The organism is Bradyrhizobium sp. NAS96.2 (assembly GCF_001908235.1).
Lineage (GTDB): Bacteria > Pseudomonadota > Alphaproteobacteria > Rhizobiales > Xanthobacteraceae > Bradyrhizobium.
Map to the genome: position 1 here is coordinate 12,699 of NZ_LGHK01000071.1, position 19,308 is coordinate 32,006.

Annotated in this window: 17 protein-coding genes; 6 read left to right on the top strand and 11 right to left on the bottom strand. The window is 65.2% G+C overall.

The window, feature by feature from the left end:
* Positions 1-243 precede the first annotated feature (243 nt).
* Positions 244-1,896, bottom strand: a complete 1,653-nt coding sequence (locus AC628_RS16420) for an ATP-binding protein (protein WP_245321198.1) — start codon at positions 1,894-1,896, stop codon at positions 244-246.
* Between the two features lie 213 nt (positions 1,897-2,109).
* Between AC628_RS16420 and AC628_RS16425 the strand changes: the two genes are divergently transcribed.
* The 4 genes from AC628_RS16425 to AC628_RS16440 all read left to right on the top strand — a co-directional run bounded on the left by AC628_RS16425 (position 2,110) and on the right by AC628_RS16440 (position 6,393).
* Positions 2,110-3,426 carry a lytic murein transglycosylase gene (locus AC628_RS16425; RefSeq protein WP_074127816.1) on the top strand — a complete coding sequence of 439 codons (1,317 nt, stop codon included), beginning with the start codon at positions 2,110-2,112 and terminating at the stop codon, positions 3,424-3,426.
* A gap of 291 nt (positions 3,427-3,717) precedes the next feature.
* Entirely contained in the window at positions 3,718-4,221 is a 504-nt protein-coding gene (locus AC628_RS16430; protein ID WP_074127818.1) for a DUF1993 domain-containing protein, read from the top strand.
* A 132-nt stretch (positions 4,222-4,353) separates the two neighbouring features.
* Positions 4,354-5,214 (top strand): SDR family NAD(P)-dependent oxidoreductase, encoded by an 861-nt coding sequence (locus AC628_RS16435; protein WP_074127819.1) that lies wholly within the window; start codon positions 4,354-4,356, stop codon positions 5,212-5,214.
* Between the two features lie 75 nt (positions 5,215-5,289).
* A complete protein-coding gene (locus tag AC628_RS16440) occupies positions 5,290-6,393 on the top strand; it encodes an alkene reductase (RefSeq protein WP_074127820.1) in 1,104 nt (367 codons plus the stop codon).
* Positions 6,394-6,558: 165 nt separating this feature from the next.
* Here the strand turns inward: AC628_RS16440 and AC628_RS16445 are convergent, their stop codons facing one another.
* Complete coding sequence (locus AC628_RS16445) at positions 6,559-7,029, bottom strand: MarR family winged helix-turn-helix transcriptional regulator (protein ID WP_502689744.1); 471 nt, start codon at positions 7,027-7,029, stop codon at positions 6,559-6,561.
* Between the two features lie 76 nt (positions 7,030-7,105).
* Between AC628_RS16445 and AC628_RS16450 the strand changes: the two genes are divergently transcribed.
* Together AC628_RS16450 and AC628_RS16455 are read left to right on the top strand one after the other, a co-directional pair.
* Complete coding sequence (locus tag AC628_RS16450; protein WP_074127824.1) at positions 7,106-8,275, top strand: FAD-dependent oxidoreductase; 1,170 nt, start codon at positions 7,106-7,108, stop codon at positions 8,273-8,275.
* Between the two features lie 64 nt (positions 8,276-8,339).
* Positions 8,340-9,152, top strand: a complete 813-nt coding sequence (locus AC628_RS16455; protein ID WP_074127825.1) for a tetratricopeptide repeat protein — start codon at positions 8,340-8,342, stop codon at positions 9,150-9,152.
* Here the strand turns inward: AC628_RS16455 and AC628_RS16460 are convergent.
* The 9 genes from AC628_RS16460 to AC628_RS16500 all read right to left on the bottom strand — a co-directional run bounded on the left by AC628_RS16460 (position 9,141) and on the right by AC628_RS16500 (position 19,207).
* The gene (locus tag AC628_RS16460; RefSeq protein WP_074127826.1) at positions 9,141-9,851 is read right to left on the bottom strand and encodes a hypothetical protein; all 711 of its coding nucleotides are present in this window, start codon (positions 9,849-9,851) and stop codon (positions 9,141-9,143) included. The two genes, AC628_RS16455 and AC628_RS16460, sit on opposite strands and share 12 nt — an antisense overlap.
* Before the next feature lie 184 nt (positions 9,852-10,035).
* Positions 10,036-11,778, bottom strand: coding sequence for an ABC transporter substrate-binding protein (locus AC628_RS16465; protein WP_162240889.1), 1,743 nt, complete (start codon positions 11,776-11,778; stop codon positions 10,036-10,038).
* Positions 11,779-11,893: 115 nt separating this feature from the next.
* Positions 11,894-12,220, bottom strand: coding sequence for a DUF2160 domain-containing protein (locus tag AC628_RS16470; protein ID WP_074127829.1), 327 nt, complete (start codon positions 12,218-12,220; stop codon positions 11,894-11,896).
* A gap of 66 nt (positions 12,221-12,286) precedes the next feature.
* Positions 12,287-13,093 carry a carbohydrate ABC transporter permease gene (locus tag AC628_RS16475; RefSeq protein ID WP_074127830.1) on the bottom strand — a complete coding sequence of 269 codons (807 nt, stop codon included), beginning with the start codon at positions 13,091-13,093 and terminating at the stop codon, positions 12,287-12,289.
* Positions 13,093-14,067: a carbohydrate ABC transporter permease gene (locus AC628_RS16480; RefSeq protein ID WP_074127833.1), complete on the bottom strand. Its 975-nt coding sequence runs from the start codon at positions 14,065-14,067 to the stop codon at positions 13,093-13,095. The genes AC628_RS16475 and AC628_RS16480 overlap by 1 nt, the downstream gene beginning before the upstream one ends.
* Positions 14,067-15,152 carry an ABC transporter ATP-binding protein gene (locus tag AC628_RS16485; protein WP_074127834.1) on the bottom strand — a complete coding sequence of 362 codons (1,086 nt, stop codon included), beginning with the start codon at positions 15,150-15,152 and terminating at the stop codon, positions 14,067-14,069. Before AC628_RS16485 ends, AC628_RS16480 begins: the two co-directional genes overlap by 1 nt.
* Positions 15,153-15,164: 12 nt before the next feature.
* Complete coding sequence (locus tag AC628_RS16490; RefSeq protein ID WP_074127835.1) at positions 15,165-16,253, bottom strand: ABC transporter ATP-binding protein; 1,089 nt, start codon at positions 16,251-16,253, stop codon at positions 15,165-15,167.
* Positions 16,250-17,794, bottom strand: coding sequence for a glycerol-3-phosphate dehydrogenase (gene glpD, locus AC628_RS16495; protein ID WP_074127837.1), 1,545 nt, complete (start codon positions 17,792-17,794; stop codon positions 16,250-16,252). Before glpD ends, AC628_RS16490 begins: the two co-directional genes overlap by 4 nt.
* Positions 17,795-18,376: 582 nt before the next feature.
* Positions 18,377-19,207, bottom strand: a complete 831-nt coding sequence (locus AC628_RS16500) for a DeoR/GlpR family DNA-binding transcription regulator (protein WP_074127839.1) — start codon at positions 19,205-19,207, stop codon at positions 18,377-18,379.
* Between the last annotated feature and the right edge of the window lie 101 nt (positions 19,208-19,308).

A 19,308-nucleotide genomic window follows, 5' to 3' on the forward strand; every position in this document is an offset into this window, starting at 1 on the left:
TGGTTCCCTGACGGCAGGCGGAATGCTGCCACAATCGACGCCGCTGAGGTAGGGATTTTGCCGCGGCAGCCGCAAGAGGAACCAGTGCGTCGCAGCGACGCGGCGCGGATTAACGATTGGTCATGTGCGCCGATCCGTAGCCCGGATGGAGCGCAGCGAAATCCGGGAGCGGTGCCTCACCTTGCGACCTGATCCCGGATTACGCTTCGCTTCATCCGGGCTACGCGCGGTAGGGAAGCGCGTCTACTCCGCCGGCTCCTGCGCGAGCCGTGTCTGCCGCTCGCGCAGCGCAACCCGCAGCATGCGGGCGAGCTGGGCCCGGCTGTAGGGTTTTCCGAGGAACAGGATGCCCTGCTCCAGCTTGCCGTCCTGGTCGATGGCGTTCTCGGTGTAGCCTGACGTGAACAGCACGCGCAGGCCGGGGCGGCGCCGCTCGGCCTCGGTGGCAAGCTCGCGCCCGTTCATCGCGCCGGGCATGATGACATCGGTGAACAGGAGATCGACCGGCGCACCGCTATCGAGCACGGCGAGCGCCTCGGCACCGCTATTGGCCGACAGCGTAGTGTAGCCGAGGCTCTCGATCTGGGTCAGCACATAAGAGCGCACCAGCTTGTCGTCCTCGACGACGAGGACGATCTCCCGCGCGCCGCGCGCCTCCGGCTGCCGACGCTCGGGCACCGCGGCCGGCGAGAGCGCCGCCGCGCGCGGCAGAAACAGCATGACCTTGGTGCCGCGGCCGAGTTCGCTGTCGAGCACGATGTGTCCGTTGGACTGCTTGACGAAGCCGTAGACCATGCTGAGGCCCAGCCCGGTGCCCTTGCCGACGTCCTTGGTGGTGAAGAACGGCTCGAACACCTTGGCGAGATCGGCTTCCGCGATGCCCTGGCCGTTGTCGATCAGCGCGGTCGCGACGTAGTCGCCGGCGGCGAGCCCGTCATGGCCGTGCACGTCAGACGGCTTGAGCTCCGCAGTGCGGGTCTCGATCCGCAGCCTGCCGCCCTTCGGCATCGCGTCGCGCGCGTTCAGCGCGAGATTGATGATCGCGGTGACCAGCTGGTTGGAATCGACCAGCGCGCGCGGCAGATCGGGCAACGGACGAAAATCGATGTCGACATGGTCGCCGATGGTCGGCCGCAGCAGCTCGATGGTGTCGACCATCAACGCGTTGACGTCGACGTCGCTCGGCTGCAGCGGCTGCTTGCGCGCGAACGCCAGCAGATGCCGCGTCAGCGATGCGCCGCGCTCGGCGGCGTCGCGGATCAGGGCGGTGATCTCGGTGAGCTGGCGGTTGTGGGTGACCGCCTCGGCCAGGATGTCGATGGTCCCGGTGATGACGGTGAGGATGTTGTTGAAGTCGTGCGCGATGCCGCCGGTGAGCTGGCCGACGGCTTCCATCTTCTGCGCCTGGCGGATCTTGCTCTCATTGACCTCTGCCTCGCGGAAGCGCTCGAGCAGGAATTCGGAGTGCTGGCGCTGCCGCCCTTCCTCGGCGAGCGCGATATGCGCCTCGCGCAGCTGCGCCTCGGTCGGGATCGCCAGGATCTTCGGGATCAGCGGCCACAGCAGCACTGCGGTGAAGATCGAAGCGATCGCGGTCAGCGCCTTGAGCAGGCCTTCGAGACCGTAGATCGGCACCCACAGCGTGTAGATCGAGAACACATGCGTGAGGCCGCAGGCGAGGATGAAGGCGGCGAACGGCCAGGCCATCCAGCCGAACTGGAAGTCGCGCCGCTTGGAGACGAGGATCGCCAGCGCAAACGGGATCGAGAAATACGAAGCGGCAATGATGGCGTCTGAAATCACGTGCAGCCAGATCAGCTCCGGCTCCCACAACAGGCAGATGCCGTGTGGCGAAAACGTCGACGAATCCAACAGACGCTCGAGAAAACTCCACACGGGTCCCTCCGGGCGTGATCGATCCGCCGACACCCCTGCCCGCGAATCACCTGGCCCGATCATAGCGGCGGCTCTTCGACCTGCCGAAGCCCAATTGGTCTAACAGGCGCCCCCGTTGTTGCCCGGTGTCGCCCTGGTGTATGCAGGATGAGTTTTATCCCCCTATTCAAGCCGGTGATATCGATGCCAGCATCTCCCCTCCGCGCCCCGATCATGATCGCAGCGATCGTGGGGGCGCTGGCGCTCTCCTCGCTGGGTCATGCACAGCAGCTGCTGCCCAGTCCCGCAGGTCCGGCGCCGGCCAGGGCGCGCCCGGCGGCCGTGGCCTCACCGCGGGCTGCGTCCTGCCACAACGGGCAAAACTTCGATCGCTTCCTCGCCGAGCTGAAGCAGAAGGCGGTCGCCGCCGGCGTCTCGCAGCGCACGATCGCGGAGGCCGCGCCGTACCTCGTCTACGACCAGGGCATCGTCAACCGCGACCGCGGCCAGCGCGTGTTCGGGCAGATCTTCACCCAGTTCGCCGGCCGCATGGCTGCGAACTATCGCATGCAGCAGGGCCAGCAATACATCCGGACCTATGCGGCCGCATTCGCGCGCGCTGAGAAGGAGTATGGCGTGCCGCCGGCGGTCATCGCCGCGTTCTGGGGGCTGGAGAGCGATTTCGGCGCCCAGATGGGCAATCTGCCGACGCTGAAATCGCTGGTGTCGCTGGCCTATGATTGCCGCCGCTCGGAGATGTTCCAGGGCGAGACCATCGCGGCGCTGAAGATCATCGAGCGCGGCGACCTGACGCCCGACGAGATGATCGGCTCGTGGGCCGGCGAACTCGGGCAAACGCAATTCCTGCCGACGCACTATTTCAACTATGCCGTCGACTATGATGGCGACGGCCATCGCAATCTGCTAGCGAGCGGCCCCGACGTGATCGGCTCGACCGCGAACTACATCGCCAACGGATTGAAGTGGCGGCGCGGCGAGCCGTGGCTGCAGGAGGTGCGCGTGCCGCAGGCCGCGAATTTTCCGTGGGACCAGGCCGACCTCACGATCAAGCTGCCGCGCTCGAAATGGGTTGCGCTCGGCGTCATCTTGAGCGACGGCAAGGCCCTGCCAAATGACGAGCTGCCGGCCTCGCTACTGCTGCCGATGGGCCGCATGGGTCCAGCGTTCCTCGCTTATCCGAATTTCGCCGCCTACACCGAATGGAATAACTCGCTGATTTATTCGACCACCGCCGGTTATCTCGCCGGCCGCATCGCGGGCGCGCCGCCGATGCAGCGGCCGCACGCCCCGGTCGCGCAGTTGCCGTTCGGCGAGATCAAGGAGTTGCAGGGGCTCTTGGCGCGCGCCGGCTACGACGTCGGCAAGATCGACGGCGTGCTCGGCCAAGCAAGCCGCAGCGCGGTGAAGGCGATGCAGATGAAATACGGCCTGCCGGCGGATTCCTGGCCGACCGCGGAGCTGCTCGCACGGATGCGCGGCGGCGGCCGCACCCAGCCGACCGCAGACGCCACGATGCCGGCGACGCGGTAATCCCGCTCTCATTTTCCGTAGCCCGGATGTAGCGAAGCGAAATCCGGGAAGACGACCGAACGTGGCTCCCCGGATTGCGCTGCGCTTCATCCGGGCTACGCCCTCTTTTTCCCTGTCATCCCCGCGCAATGGCTACGCCATTGCGCGGGGATGACAGGATTGAGAAGGACTGCGCGAAATATTTGACCAAGTGTTACAGCTCCCCGCAGTTGTATTCTTCCAATCGCGCCCCCATTTGCAGCATCGCCGTTCGGTAACATCCGGACTTTCATCAGCACCAGGGAGCATCACATGTCCTTCCATGACGCCGTCGTCCCCGCATATTTGCAGATCCTGAGCAGCCTCACCGGCGAGCTGACCAAGGCCGAGGCGCATTGCGAAGCGAAGAAGATCGCGCCCGAGGTGCTACTGGCATCGCGGCTCTATCCCGACATGCTGCCGCTGACGAAGCAGATCCAGTTGGTCTGCGACCACGCTGCACGCGGCTGCGCGCGCCTGACCCACAGCGAGGTGCCGTCGACGCCCGACACCGAGAAGAGCTTCGGCGAACTGAAGCAGCGTCTGGCGAAGACGATCGACTATGTGAAGTCGTTCAAGCCGGAGCAGTTCGACGGCGCGGACGCCAGGGACGTCACCTTCCCGATCGGCCCCGACCGCACCATGACCTTGAAGGGTCAGCAATTCCTCAGCGCGTTCTCGTTCCCGAACTTCTATTTCCACGCCGTGACCGCGCACGGCATCCTGCGCCACAGCGGCGTCGAGGTCGGCAAGCGCGATTTCCTCGGCGCGAGCTGACGCGCTTCGCGCGTCATATTCCCTGCGGCGGGATTTGCCACGCCTTCGCCGGCGCTTCGGCGGACACGTCGCCTCACACGCACAGCCGTGCTACTGCTCCCTGACAACAACAAGACGTCAGGGAGCACGCCAATGTCGACCACAACCCACGCACCGAAAGCCATCGATCCCTCCTCATCGCTGCACGCCGAAGCGCTGGGATTGGCGAAGAACCACGGCCGCCTCGCCGGCCGCCGTATCATCGTGGTCGGCGCGGGACAGCGCACAACCGTGGACGAGGAACCGCCAATCGGCAACGGCCGCGCCATGAGCGTGCTGTTCGCGCGCGAGGGCGCCTCGGTCGCCTGCCTCGACGTCAACAAGGACGCCGCCGACGGCACCGTCGCGCAGATCGCAAAAGAAGGCGGCAAGGCCTTCACCGATGTGGTCGACGTCTCCGACGTCGCGGCGATCGCGCCTGCGGTCGAACGCTGCGCGCAAAAGCTCGGCGGGCTGGACGGGCTGGCGCTGAATGTCGGCATCTCCTCCGGCCTGTCATTGCCCAAGATGACGGCAGAAGCCTGGGACCGCGACTACGCGGTCAATGTCCGCAGCCACATGCTGTTCGCGCAGAAGGCGCTCGAGCTGATGGCGCCGGGCGGCGCGATCATCCTGATCTCGTCGATGGCGAGCCAGCGCGCCGGCGGCCGCAACCCGGCCTATGAATCCTCCAAAGCGGCGCAGATCGCGCTCGGACGGGCGATCGCACGGGCCGGCGAGGACAAGGGCATTCGCTGCAATGTGATCGCGCCCGGCTTCATGGATACCCCGATGGGCCGCGACGCCAGCCGCAGGCGATCGGATCGCGCCGTGACCGTGCCTTTCGGCCGCCAGGGCACCGGCTGGGAGGTCGCCTATTCTGCGCTGTTCCTGATTTCGAATGAATCCTCCTACGTGAACGCGCACACTCTGTTCCTCGATGCCGGCCACATGGGCGGAATCGTGCGTGGCTGATCTGCGGACGGGCCATTGCGCTCGTCGCCGCAATGCACAACTCTCCCTCATCGATCATTGTCTGGAACATTTCACATGAGCCAATCGACCAAACTCCTCGAGCCCTTCAAGCTGGGCGCGCTGACCTTGCCGAACCGCCTGGTGATGGCGCCGCTGACGCGCAACCGTGCGGTGCCGCCCGGCATGGTGCCGAGCCCGCTCGCGGTGGACTATTACGGCCAGCGCGCCTCCGCCGGCCTCCTGATCACCGAGGCGAGCCAGGTCTCGCAGCAGGGCCAGGGTTATCAGGACACGCCCGGCATCTATTCGAAGGAACAGGTCGAAGCCTGGCGCAAGGTCACCGATCGCGTGCATGAGCGCGGCGGCCGCATCTTCATCCAGATCTGGCATGTCGGCCGCATCTCGCATACCTCGCTGCAGCCGAACGGCGGCGCGCCGGTGGCGCCGAGCGCGATCCGCGCCAAGACCAAGACCTTCGTGAACGGCACCTTCGCCGACGTGTCCGAGCCGCGCGCGCTCGAACTGTCGGAGATCCCCGGGATCATCGAGGACTTCAAGCGCGGCACCGCCAACGCGCTGGCGGCCGGCTTCGACGGCGTCGAGATCCACGGCGCCAACGGCTATCTGCTCGACCAGTTCGCCCGGGACAGCACCAACAAGCGCACCGACGCCTATGGCGGCTCGATCGAGAAACGCGCGCAGCTGATGCTGGAAGTCTCCAAGGCGGTCGCCAAGGAGGCCGGCGCCGACCGCACCGGCATTCGTATCTCGCCGGTGACGCCGGCCAACGACGTCTCCGATTCCAATCCGCAGCCGCTGTTCGACCACATCGTCGACCAGCTCAACGCGCTGAAGCTGACCTATATCCACGTCATCGAGGGCGCGACCGGCGGCCCGCGCGACAACGTGGCGTTCGACTACGCCTCGCTGCGCAAGCGCTTCAAGCAGACTTACATCGCCAACAACGGCTACGACTTCGCGCTGGCGGAGAAGGTGCTGGAGGCAGGCGCGGCCGATTTGATCGCGTTCGGCAAGCCGTTCATCTCCAACCCCGACCTGGTCGAGCGGCTCAAGGCCGGCGCCCCGCTCAATGCGTGGGACAAGGCGACTTTCTACGGCGGCGGCGCCAAGGGCTACACGGATTACCCGACGCTGAAGGCGACCGAACCGGCGGAGTAAAGTCAGCCTCGCTCCCTCGCGATCGTCATTGCGAGGAGCGAAGCGACGAAGCAATCCATGCTTCGTATTATGCGGCGCGATGGATTGCTTCGCTTCGCTCGCAATGACGGGAACAGAAAGGCCGGGATCGCTCCCGGCCTTTTCTTGCACGCGGCATCTGCGATCCTACGCGTCGACCGCCTCTCCGCTCTCCACTTCTTCGGCGACCATGCGATCGAGGTTTTGATTCAGTCGCCGCAGCAGATCGAGCAACGTTGCCGCTTCGGCCGCGCTGAAGCCGGCCAGCGCCTGGTCCTGGTTGCGGTGGAGCGCCTTGCGCGCGGCCGGCAATCTCGCCCTCGCCGCCTTGGTCAGCGCGACCTGCTGGCTGCGGCCATCGCCCGGCATCGGCGTGCGCTGGATGAGGCCATCGCGCTCCATCCGCGCCAGGATCTGCGCCATCGACGGCTGCTCGACCTTCGCGGCGCGGGCGAGATCGCGCTGTGACATCGCCTTGCCGTCACGCAACAGATAGAGCACCGGCAGCTGGCCGATGCTGAAGCCGTGCGGCTTCACCCGCCGCTCGCCGAGCCGCAGGAAGCTGCGCGAAGCCATGTTGACCAGCGGCGCGGGGCGGTCGAACAGATCCCAATCGATCACGACACCACCATTTACATAGGTTCCTATTTATACTAGATAGGCACCTATTTATCCCGATGTAGGCGTGGTGTCCATGAGTTCGCAACCAATTCGCATTGCTATCGTCGGCGCCGGTCCCGGCGGCCTGACGCTCAGCCGCTTGCTGCATGTCGCCGGCGTCACGACGACGGTGTTCGAGCGGGAGACATCGTCCACTGAGCGGCCGCAAGGCGGCACGCTGGACCTGCACACCGAGAGCGGCCAGCATGCGCTGGCGCGCGCCGGGCTCACCGAAGGCTTTCTGCGCATCGCACGTTACGAGGACCAGGGCAGCCGGCTTTACAACAGCGACGGCCGGCTGCTGCTCGCGGACGACGACATGACCGGCGACCGTCCCGAGGTCGACCGCACCGCGCTCCGCGATCTCCTGCTGCAATCATTGCCGCCGGATACCGTCCGCTGGGATCGCGGCCTGAGCGAGGTCACGCGACGTGACGACGGACGTTACGATCTCGTCTTCGACAACGCGCGCGAAGGGCCGTTCGATCTCGTGATTGGCGCCGACGGCGCGTGGTCGCGGGTGCGGCCACTGGTGTCGCTCTATCAGCCACAATATAGCGGGCTGACTTTCATCGAGTTCGGCATCGACGAGGTCGATGCGAAGCACCCTGCCCTCTCGCAGCTCGTCGGCCGTGGCAAGATGGGCGCCGAGAGCGCCGGACGCAGCCTGATCGTCCAGCGCAACGGCAACGCCCATCTGCGCGGTTACGCGATCTTCCGCGTGCCGCTCGAATGGGCCGAACGGCGCTTCGACGTCAGCTCGCCATCCGGCATGCGCCAGGCGCTGCTCGGCGAATTCGCCGGCTGGGCCGACGCCCTGCTCGACCTGTTCCGCACCAGCAATGATCAGTTCGCCCTCCGCCCGATCCACGCGCTGCCGGTCGGGCATCATTGGACCAACCGCCCCGGCATCACCTTGCTCGGCGACGCCGCGCACGTGATGTCGCCGTTCGGCGGCGAAGGCGTCAACGCCGCGATGCTGGATGCGGCGGAGCTGGCGGGGCACCTCGTGGGATCGCCAGATTGGCGCGAGGCGGTTCCCGCTTATGAGGCCGAGATGTTCGCGCGCGTCGCCGGGCCCGCCGGCGAGGCCGCCGAAGCCGCCGCGACCGAGCTGTCGCATATCGGCCAGCAACTGACGCTGGCGCAGCACCAGGCGCACATGCAGATGCGCGCGGCCGCCGACCGCTCCGCGGTACGGTAAGGCGCTGGTCATGCTCTCCGGCGCCGCATAGCATGGTCCGGCCTGAAGATGGTCACGTACGGGAATGAGCAAGGACAACGCCGAGGATATCGTTCGACGCGCCACTACGGCCTTCAACGGTGGCCGACACGACGAGGCGATCACGCTTTGCGAGCGCGGCCTTTCGCGTCAGCCCGGCGAGCCGATGCTGAGCCACCTGCTGGCCGCCGTGCTGTTTGCCAAAGGCGAGATCGCGCCGGCCCGCAGGCATGTCGAGACCAGCCTGGCCCGGCGCCCCGACAATGCCGCGGCGCGGCTGCTCGCCGCCCGCCTCGCCCGTGCCGAGGGAGAGTTCGATGCGGCGCTGGCGCATCTCGACCGCGCCATCGCGCTGAAACCGCAGCGCGATGCCTTCGCCGAGAAGGCGCGCACGCTGGATCTGGCCGGCCGCAAGGGACAGGCGCGCGAGGCCTGGGAGGCGATCCTCAAGGCCATCCCCGAGCATCAGGAAGCCAATGCGCGGCTCGGGCGGCTGGCCTGGGAGGATGGTGAGCTCGCCAAGGCTGCGAGCCTGCTTGCGCGCGCCGCCGCGAGCCCAGCGCCGGCTTCGGTGTGGTTCGACCTCGGCGTGGCAAAGCAGGATCTGCGCGACCATGATGGCGCGGCACACGCCTATCGCAAGGCGCTCGAGATCAAGCCGGACTATGCCGAGGCGGCACTCAATCTCGGGATCGCGCTGCAGGAGGGCGGCAAGCCCGACGCCGCGATGCAGGCCTTTGCGCGCGCCTACGGCCTGCGTCCAAAATTGTTCGGATCGATCGCGATGGCGCTGACCTCGGCCTCGCACGGCCGCCTGTGGCTCGATGAGCGCGCGCTGCGCGTGGCGCTAAGTAACTAGCCGGCCGCGCTTGGCGCGGAAGTGCTTGCGGTAGACATTGGGCGCGGCCAGCACCTCGCCGACCACTTTCGCATAGGCTTCGCGGTGTGCGTCGTCGAAGGCTTCAAACACCAGTTCGGGGGCCTCGCGCGGCACGGCGAAGCACTGCGCGACCGGCGTGCCCTTCGGCAATACACCGGCGAAATCAGGCTGGGTCCAGACCGCCGGGAAATTGATCCCGCCGTCGTGAAACCGGTCGGCGTCAACGAGGCCCGAGATCAGGCGGAACGGCAGGTCGTCGCGATTGACCGGATGCGTCACGAACAGCGACCAGCCCGGTTCGAGCTCAATGGTCCAGAAGCTGTTGAATTTCAGCGCGGCCTGCCCGTTGGCGAACGGCGCGCCGGCGAATTGCGCAGGCGGGTGGAAGCTGAGCGGCGCGCGCGGATGGCCCTGCGTTGCAGGCTCCGGAATGTCCCAGTCCCATGCGAACGCACAGTGCTCGACCCTGATATCGCAAGGCAGCGGGATCATGACCCCGTAGGCCATCGCATCGACGAAGGGCGGGCATTGCTTGACCGTGCGGATCTCGCGGTCGTGGATCTCGGAATGCGCCTTCGCCGGCATCGCGCGCAGCCAATCGGGCAACGCACTGCGGGCCGGGAACGGCCGCGGCAGATGCTCGGCAAGCCGCGGATCACAGCGAAAGATCATGCGCATGGTGAACTCCCGGGAACATGATGCGATGACGAGGCGACGCATGATGATCTTATCGCATCATTTGAGCACAATCCCGAAGGGGGCTCCACTCTTCCGGATACAGGCGTCGATCAAGCAAAAAGGCCGGGATTGCTCCCGGCCTTTCGCAGCTTTCAGATCGCGTGGGCGGTCAAGCCTTGCCGCCTTACTTCGCTTCGGCGCGCTTGGGCGGGCTGGCCGGCCACGACTTGATCAGGGTGTCGTAGTCGATCGTTTCGCCCTTCGGCTTCTCGTTCGCGAGCTTGCGCTGCGGAGCGATGGTGCCGTCCTTCTCGGCCTTCTTGTACCAGTACTCGGCGGTTTCCTTCTTGTTCAGCTTCGGTCCGCAGGCACCCTGCACACCGGACTTCTCAAGACGTTCCATCACCGAATCCTGGGCCGCGGCGAGCGCGTCCATCGCGGCTTGCGGCGTCTTCGCACCGGACGACGCATCGCCGATGTTCTGCCACCACAGCTGAGCGAGCTTCGGATAGTCGGGCACGTTGTTGCCGGTCGGGGTCCACTGCACGCGCGCGGGCGAGCGGTAGAACTCGATCAGGCCGCCGAGCTTCGGTGCACGCTCGGTGAACGACTTGTCCCAGATGTCGGATTCACGGATGAAGGTCAGACCGACTTGGCTCTTCTTCAGGCTCGTCGTCTTGGAGACGATGAACTGCAGATAGAGCCAGGCTGCCTTGCGGCGATCGACCGGGGTCGACTTCAAGAGCGTGGCCGAACCCACGTCCTGGTAGCCGAGCTTCATGCCGTCCTTCCAGTACGAGCCGTGCGGCGACGGAGCCATACGCCACTTCGGCGTACCGTCCGCGTTCATCACGGCGATGCCCGGCTTCACCATGTCGGCGGTGAAGGCGGTGTACCAGAAGATCTGTTGGGCGATGTTGCCCTGCGAGGGCACCGGGCCCGACTCGGAGAAGGTCATGCCCTGTGCCTGCGGCGGAGCATACTTCTTCATCCAGTCGAGGTACTTGACGATCGAATAGACCGACGCCGGGCCGTTGACGTCGCCGCCACGCTCGACCGACGAGCCGACCGGACGGCAGCCTTCCATGCGGATGCCCCATTCGTCGACCGGCAGGCCGTTCGGGAGACCCTTGTCGCCGTTGCCGGCCATCGACAGCCAGGCGTCGGTGAAACGCCAGCCGAGCGAGGGATCCTTCTTGCCATAGTCCATATGGCCGTAGACCTTGACGCCGTTGATCTCCTTGACGTCGTTGGTGAAGAACTCGGCGATATCTTCATAGGCCGACCAGTTCACCGGCACACCGAGATCATAGCCATACTTGGCCTTGAACTTGGCCTTGTATTCCGGGTTGGTGAACCAGTCGTAGCGGAACCAATAGAGGTTCGCGAACTGCTGGTCGGGCAGCTGATAGAGGTGACCGTTCGGTGCTGTGGTGAACGACTTGCCGATGAAGTCGTCGATGTCGAGCATCGGGTCGGTGACGTCCTTCGCCTCACCCTTCATCCATTCCGTCAGGTCGACGGCCTGGCCGTAACGGAAGTGGGTGCCGATGAAGTCGGAGTCGTTGATCCAGCCGTCATAGACGTTCTTGCCGGACTGCATCTGGGTCTGGATCTTCTCGACGACGTCACCTTCCTGGATGATGTCGTGCTTGACCTTGATGCCGGTGATCTCCTCGAACGCCTTGGCGAGCGTGCGGGATTCGTATTCGTGCACCGTCAGGGTTTCGGAGACGACGTTGATCTCCATGCCCTTGAAGGGGGCAGCGGCCTTGATGAACCACTGCATCTCCTTCATCTGGTCGTCCTTGGAGAGGGTCGACGGCTGGAATTCGCTGTCGATCCACTTCTTCGCGGCCGCCTCGTCGGCGCGGGCCGGCGCGGCGATAGCCACTGATGCCACAGCCAGCGCGACGACGCTGGTCATGGTCAGAAGACTATCCTTGGTCCTTCTCAAGTGTCGCATGTTGATTCCTCCGGTTGCAGCGACAAACTAAGTACCCCAGGTCCGGGTAGACCCCGGATCTGCTCTTTTTCGCCTCTCAGACGGTACGAAAGATCACCGCAGCTGAGGCAAGCGAAATCAGTGTTGCGAGCCACAGGCTCGAAATATCAATGCCCTCCCCGATCGGCAGGGTGAAAATCGGATCGGTACCGACGAGACCGATCCACAGCAAATGGATCACCGCCGCCAGCACCAGCGAGACGAACAGGCGATCGCCGCGCGTGGTCGGAATCCGCAGCACGCCGACCCGCTCCGCTTCGGGATAGGCGATCGCGAGCCAGGTCATCATGCCGAGCGTAGAGGCAAGCAGCACGAAGAAGACCGCGGTCGGCCAGGTCCATGCCATCCATGCGATGCTGTCCATGCTCCTACTCCTTGCGCATGATCTGGTCCGAAAACCGGCTTCCACTTTTCGGGATCATGCGCCCTCCTAGACCCGGCCGAGCGCGAAGCCGCGCGCGATGTAGTTGCGGACGAACCAGATCACCAGCGCGCCGGGGATGATGGTGAGCACGCCGGCGGCGGCAAGCAGGCCCCAATCCATGCCGGCAGCCGAGACCGTGCGCGTCATGATCGCCGCGATCGGCTTGGCCTGCACCGAGGTCAGCGTGCGCGCGAGCAGCAGCTCGACCCATGAGAACATGAAGCAGAAGAAGGCGGCGACGCCGATGCCGCTCGCGATCAGCGGCACCAGGATCTTGATGAAGAAGCGCGGGAACGAATAACCGTCGAGGAACGCGGTCTCATCGATCTCGCGCGGCACGCCCGAGACGAAGCCTTCGAGGATCCACACCGCCAGCGGCACGTTGAAGATGCAGTGCGCGAGCGCGACCGCCCACGGCGTATCGAACAGGCCGATCGCCGAATACAGGTTGAAGAACGGCAGCGCATAGACCGCCGCCGGCGCCATGCGGTTGGACAGCAGCCAAAAGAACAGATGCTTGTCGCCGAGGAAGCGGTAGCGCGAGAACGCATAGGCCGCCGGCAACGCCACCGCGATCGAGATGATGGTGTTGAGGACGACGTATTCCAGCGAATTGATGTAGCCGGAATACCAGCTCTCGTCGGTGAAGATACGCCGGTAGTGCTGCAGCGTCGGCGTGTGCGGCCACAGCGTCATCGTCGAGACGATCTCGGCGTTGGTCTTGAAGCTCATGTTGACGAGCCAGTAGATCGGCAACAGCAGGAAGATCAGGAACAGCGCCATGACCAGGCGGCGGCCGGGGATCGAGTGCATCAGGCCACTCCTTCCTTCGGTTTGAGCACACCTGCGGGCTTGGGCGCTGCCGCAGGCTTGGGCTCGGCCGCCGACTCGCCCTGCGTCACAGCCTTGCGCTCGGTGCCGGCATTGGTCATCACGGTGTAGAACACCCAGCACACGATCAGGATGATCAGATTGTAGACCAGCGACAGCGCCGCAGCCTTGCCGAGGTCGAACTGGCCGAGCGCGATCTTGACGAGCTCGATCGAGACGAAGGTCGTCGAGTTGCCGGGACCGCCGCCGGTGACCACGAACGGCTCGGTGTAGATCATGAAACTGTCCATGAAGCGCAGCAGCACCGCGATCAAGAGCACGCGGTTCATCTTCGGCAGCTGGATCGCCTTGAACACCGCCCAGCGCGAGGCGCCGTCGATCTGCGCCGCCTGGTAATATGCGTCGGGGATCGACTTCAGGCCGGCGTAGCACAGCAGCGCGACGAGGCTGGTCCAGTGCCAGACGTCCATCACGATGACCGTGACCCAGGCGTCGATGTCGTTGGAGACGTAATTGTAGTTGAAGCCGAGGTAATTCAGCGTGTAGCCGAGCAGGCCGATGTCGGGGCGGCCGAAGATCTGCCAGATGGTGCCGACCACGTTCCACGGAATCAACAGCGGCAACGCGAGGATGACGAGGCAGGCCGCGACGCTCCAACCCTCGCGCGGCATCGACAGCGCGACGACGATGCCGAGCGGCACCTCGATCGCCAGGATCACGGCGGAGAAGAACAAATTACGGCCGAGCGAGGCCAGGAAGCGGCCGCCGAGATCGGTCGAGGGATCGAGCAATTCCTTGAACCAGCCGACGCCGTTCCAGAAGAACTGGTTGTTGCCGAAGGTGTCCTGCATCGAATAGTTCACGACCGTCATCAGCGGCAGCACCGCCGAGAACGCGACCACCAGGAACACCGGCAGCACCAGGAACCAGGCTTTTTGGTTGATCGTCTTGTCCATCAGGCGACCCCTTCCACCAAATGGCTGTCGGCATAGACGTGGACATAGGCGGGATTGAAAACGAGACCGGCGGTGTCGCCGGAGACCGAGAAGCCCGGCGGCACGCGCGCCGCGAGCTTGGTGTTGCCGACGCGAACGCGGGCGAACTGGACGCGGCCGAGATCGTCGATCCGTTCGATGGTCGCCGACAGCAGCCCCGACGCCGGCGGAGCGACATCGACGAATTCGGGCCGCACACCAATCTCGATCTTTTTGCCGGACGGCAGGACACCATAGTTGCGATGCAGGCCGATGACGTGGCCGTCGATCCGCGCCTCGTGGCCCGAGACCTCGGCAGGCACGATGTTCATGCCGGGCGAGCCGATGAAATAGCCGACGAAGGTGTGCGCCGGCTTGTCGAACAATTCGGCCGGCGTGCCACTCTGCACCACGCGGCCGTCATGCATGACGACGACGGTATCGGCGAAGGTCAGCGCCTCGGTCTGGTCGTGGGTGACGTAGATCATCGTGAGGTCGAGCTCGCGATGCAGCGCCTTCAATTTGGAGCGCAGCTGCCATTTCAGCTCGGGATCGATCACCGTCAGCGGTTCGTCGAACAGGACGGCGGCGACGTCGGAACGCACCAAGCCGCGGCCGAGCGAGATCTTCTGCTTGGCGTCGGCGGTGAGCCGCGTCGCCTTGCGGTTCAGATACGGCGTGAGGTCGAGCAGACCGGCGATCTGCTTGACCCGTGCATCGACCTCGGCCTTGGCGATACCGCGGTTCTTCAGCGGGAACGCCAGGTTCTCGCCCACCGTCATGGTGTCGTAGATCACAGGGAACTGGAACACCTGCGCGATGTTGCGCTTCTGCGTCGATAGCGGCGTGATGTCACGGCCGTCGAACAGGATCTGGCCGCGCGACGGCGTCACGATGCCGGAAATCAAATTGAGTAGCGTGGTCTTGCCGCAGCCGGACGGCCCGAGCAACGCATAGGCGCCGCCCTGCCGCCAGGTCATGGTGACCGGCTTCAGCGCAAAGGATTCCAGGGGCGCGTCATTGCCGTTGTAGGACTGCGCGAGATCGACGAGGTCAATGCGGGCCATGAAGCACCTCCCTCACTTCGAGAAACTTGTTGCGGGTGCAGCGACGAGGCGGTCGGCCGCGTCGAACACGAAGATGTTGTCGGGATCGAGCGCGGCGTCGAGCACCTGCCCGGGTTCATATTCATGCACGCCGTGCAGCACCGCGACCCAGTTCGAATCGTGGACATGGACGTGCACGAAGCTCTCCGAGCCGGTGATCTCGGTCACCGTCACGGTGGCGGAGAATTTGTGGCGGCCGGCCGCGGCGCTGCCGACCTCGAGCTGATGGGCGCGGAAGCCGATCCGGTAGGCACCGTCGGGCAGATTGGCGTAGAGCCCGGCTGCGGGCGCCTGCTCGCCGCCGGCATAGATCACCCGGCCGCCCTTCTTCTCGATGCCGATGATGTTGAGCGGCGGATCGGAGAACACCTGCGCGACGCGCAACGTGTCCGGATGACGGTAGACCTTCGGCGTCGCGCCGGTTTGCAGCGCCTGGCCTTCCCACATGCACACCGTGTCGCCGCCGAGCAGCAGCGCTTCGGACGGCTCGGTGGTGGCATAGACAAAGATCGCGCCCGACGCCTCGAAGATGCGCGGCAGCTCGGCGCGCAGCTCCTCGCGCAGCTTGTAGTCGAGATTGGCGAGCGGCTCGTCGAGCAGCACCAGGTCGGCGCCCTTGACCAGCGCGCGCGCAATTGCCGTGCGCTGCTGCTGACCGCCGGAGAGCTGCAGCGGCGTGCGCTTGAGGTAAGGCTCGAGTCGCAACAGGCTGGCCGCCTCCGCGACGCGCTTCTCGATCTCGGCCTTCGGCTTGCCCTGCACCCGCAGCGGGGAAGCGATGTTCTCGTACACCGTCAGCGAAGGATAGTTGATGAACTGCTGATAGACCATCGCGACCGAGCGCTGCCGCACGTCGGCGCCGGTGACATCCTTGCCGTCGACCAGCACGCGGCCGGTGGCCGGCTTGTCGAGGCCGGCGAGCAGCCGCATGATCGAGGTCTTGCCCGACAGCGTCGGCCCGAGCAGCACGCTGAGCGTGCCACGCTCCAGCGTCAGCGACACATCGCGGATGGTCGGAATGCCATCCACGGTTCGCGTGACATTCTGCAGTGTAACGCTCATGCCCGTCCTCCCGCTTCGCGGAGGGGACGTTCACCGGACACGCGGTTGGCGGCCATCCACTCGTCGAGCGCGGCGATTTCACCCGCCGTCATCCGCAAGCCCAGCTTGGATCGTCGCCAGACGACATCTTCCGCAGTCCGAGCCCATTCGTTCGCCATCAGGTACCGGACTTCACTCTCCGTCAAGGTGGCGCCGAAGGAACGGCCGAGATCTTCAGCCGATGCTGCATTGCCGAGGACCTTTGCGGCGCGCGTGCCGTAGGCGTGCGCGAGACGGTTGGCGTGGGGCTGCGCGAGGAACGGATAGTTGCGAACCAGTTCGACGGCTAGCGCCGCGACCGCGGAGACATCCATGTCGCCGCCGGGCAGCGGCGCCTTGCCGGTCCAGCGCTCCTGCGCTTTCGCGCCCTTGAGATAAGGCGCGAGCCGCTCCAGCGCTTCTTCGGACAGCCGGCGATAGGTCGTGATCTTGCCGCCATAGATCGACAGCAGCGGCGCACCGCCGGGCGTATCGAGCTCGAACACATAGTCGCGGGTCGCGGCCTTGGCCTCGCTCGCGCCGTCGTCATAGAGCGGACGCACGCCGGAATAATTCCAGACCACGTCCTGCGGCTTCACCGGCTTGGCGAGGTATTCGCTTGCGGAGGCGCAGAGATACTCGATCTCCTCCTGCGTCGCCTTCACCTTGGCCGGATCGCCGTCATAGTCGCGATCCGTGGTGCCGATCAGCGAAAATTCGTTCTGATAGGGAATCACGAAGATGATGCGGCCGTCGGCATTCTGGAAGATGTAGGCGCGGTCGTGGTCGTAGAGCTTGGGCACCACGATGTGGGAGCCCTGCACCAGCCGCACCTTGGCCCGCGCGTTGACGCCGGCGCCTGACGCCAGCACCTGTTCGACCCAGGGACCGCCGGCATTGACCAGCACGCGCGACTTGATCGTCTCACGTGAACCGCTCGTCGTATCCTCGACCGTGACGTGCCAGACGCCGTCGACCTGCCGGGTCTCGACCGCGCGGGTGCGGGTGCGGATCTCCGCGCCACGATCAGCGGCATCGCGCGCCGTGAGCGCAACCAGCCGCGCGTCGTCGACGAAGCAATCGGAATATTCAAAGCCCTTGGTGTAGCGGCCGGGGATCAGCGGCTTGCCGACCACGTCGCGCGTCAGATCGACCGAGCGCGTCGCCGGCAGCAGATGCCGGCCGCCGATATGGTCGTAGAGGAAGAGACCGAGCCGAAGCAGCCAGGCCGGGCGCAGGCCCGCGTGGTGCGGCAAAACGAAACGCAGCGGGCGAATGATATGCGGCGCGATCTGCCAGAGGATCTCGCGCTCGATCAGCGCCTCGCGCACCAGACGAAACTCGTAATATTCGAGATAGCGCAGGCCGCCATGCACGAGCTTGGTCGACCAGGACGACGTCCCACTGGCCAAGTCATTCATTTCACAGAGGAAAACAGAATTACCCCGGCCCGCCGCATCGCGCGCGATGCCGCAGCCATTAACGCCGCCTCCAATGATGGCGAGGTCGTAAATTCGGTCCAAAGAACGCTTCCCCCGGCAACCGCCTTCGCTTTGACGGTTTTACTTTCGGATTGGAGTAGATCACAACAAAAAACGAAAGCAAAGCGAAAATGGGGAACTTTAGCTGGGGATTTTTTGGGCGGGACGATCGCGGCGGGGGCACAAATCTCGGACCGTCGCCCCCGTGAACGGCCTCGCGGATGACTCTTATTCTCCCCCGGAGGGGTCGAGACGAGCGGAGCTCGCTCTGGGATCGGTTCGCATGCAATGCGAACCGAGGTGGGGTGAGGGTCTCTCCTATCGGGCGCTGCCCGAGTGGAGAGATCACCCCACCCCGCCTCACATCTCGCTTCGCTCGCTGTGAACCGCCCCTCTCCCCCTCCAGGGGGGCTGAATGGCGCGGCATCCATTTGTCACCAGCGAGTCAGCGAAGACACTGACTATTCAGAGCTCCGCGCTGCGCGCGGCTTCGTCGCATCCGCTGTCATGCCCCGCTTCAAGCGGGGCATCCAGTACGCCGCGGCGTCTCGGCTCAAGCGCGAATGTCTCTGGAATACTGGATCGCCCGGTCAAGCCGGGCGATGACAGCGAGATGATACGGAATCACGCGCTGCGCAGCGTCGCCGGTGTCGCGTCGGCGCCATTGTCGTCGATATCGACTTGCGGCTTGTCCATCGCGACGACCACCTCGATCCCCCTGCTGTGGCAGATGTTGGCGAGGCCCGCGGGCAAGGGCGAATCGGTCACGAAGGTCTGGATCTGGCTCATATGCGCGATGCGCACCGGCGCGCTGCGGCGGAGTTTGGTCGCATCCGACACCAGCATCACGTTGCGCGCATTGGCGATGATCGCCTGCGCCACCTGCACCTCGCGATAGTCGAAGTCGAGCAGCGCGCCCTCCTCGTCGATCGCGGACGCACCGATGATGGCGTAGTCGACCTTGAACTGGCCAATCAACTGCGTCGCCGTGGAGCCGACCACCGCACCGTCGGCGCGGCGCACCGTGCCGCCGGCGACCACCACCTCGATGCGCGGATGGCGATACAGCAGCATCGCGACGTTGAGGTTGTTGGTGATGACAAGCAGATCCTCATGCGAGGTCAGCGCGCTCGCTACCTCTTCCGTGGTGGTGCCGATATTGATGAACAGCGAGCAGCCGTTGGGAATCCGCGCGGCCGCAGCGGCGCCGATCGCCTTCTTCTCCTCGGCGGCAACAAAGCGCCGCGCCTCATAGGCGAGGTTCTCGACGCCCGAGGCGATGATCGCGCCGCCATGGATGCGGGTCAGCGACCGCTCGTCGCAGAGATCGTTGAGGTCCTTGCGGATGGTCTGCGCCGACACCTCGAACCGCTTGGCAAGGTCTTCGACCATGACCCGGCCGAATGCGCGTGCAATGTTGAGGATTTCAGTCTGGCGATGGGAGAGTCCGGCCACGGCGGCCCCCTTGAAACGGCAAGTCGCCCATGGTGCGACCGTTCGGCACCGAGGTCAACGAGCAAGCATGGCCGGGGTCAAGAACTGCGTTGCAGCAATGC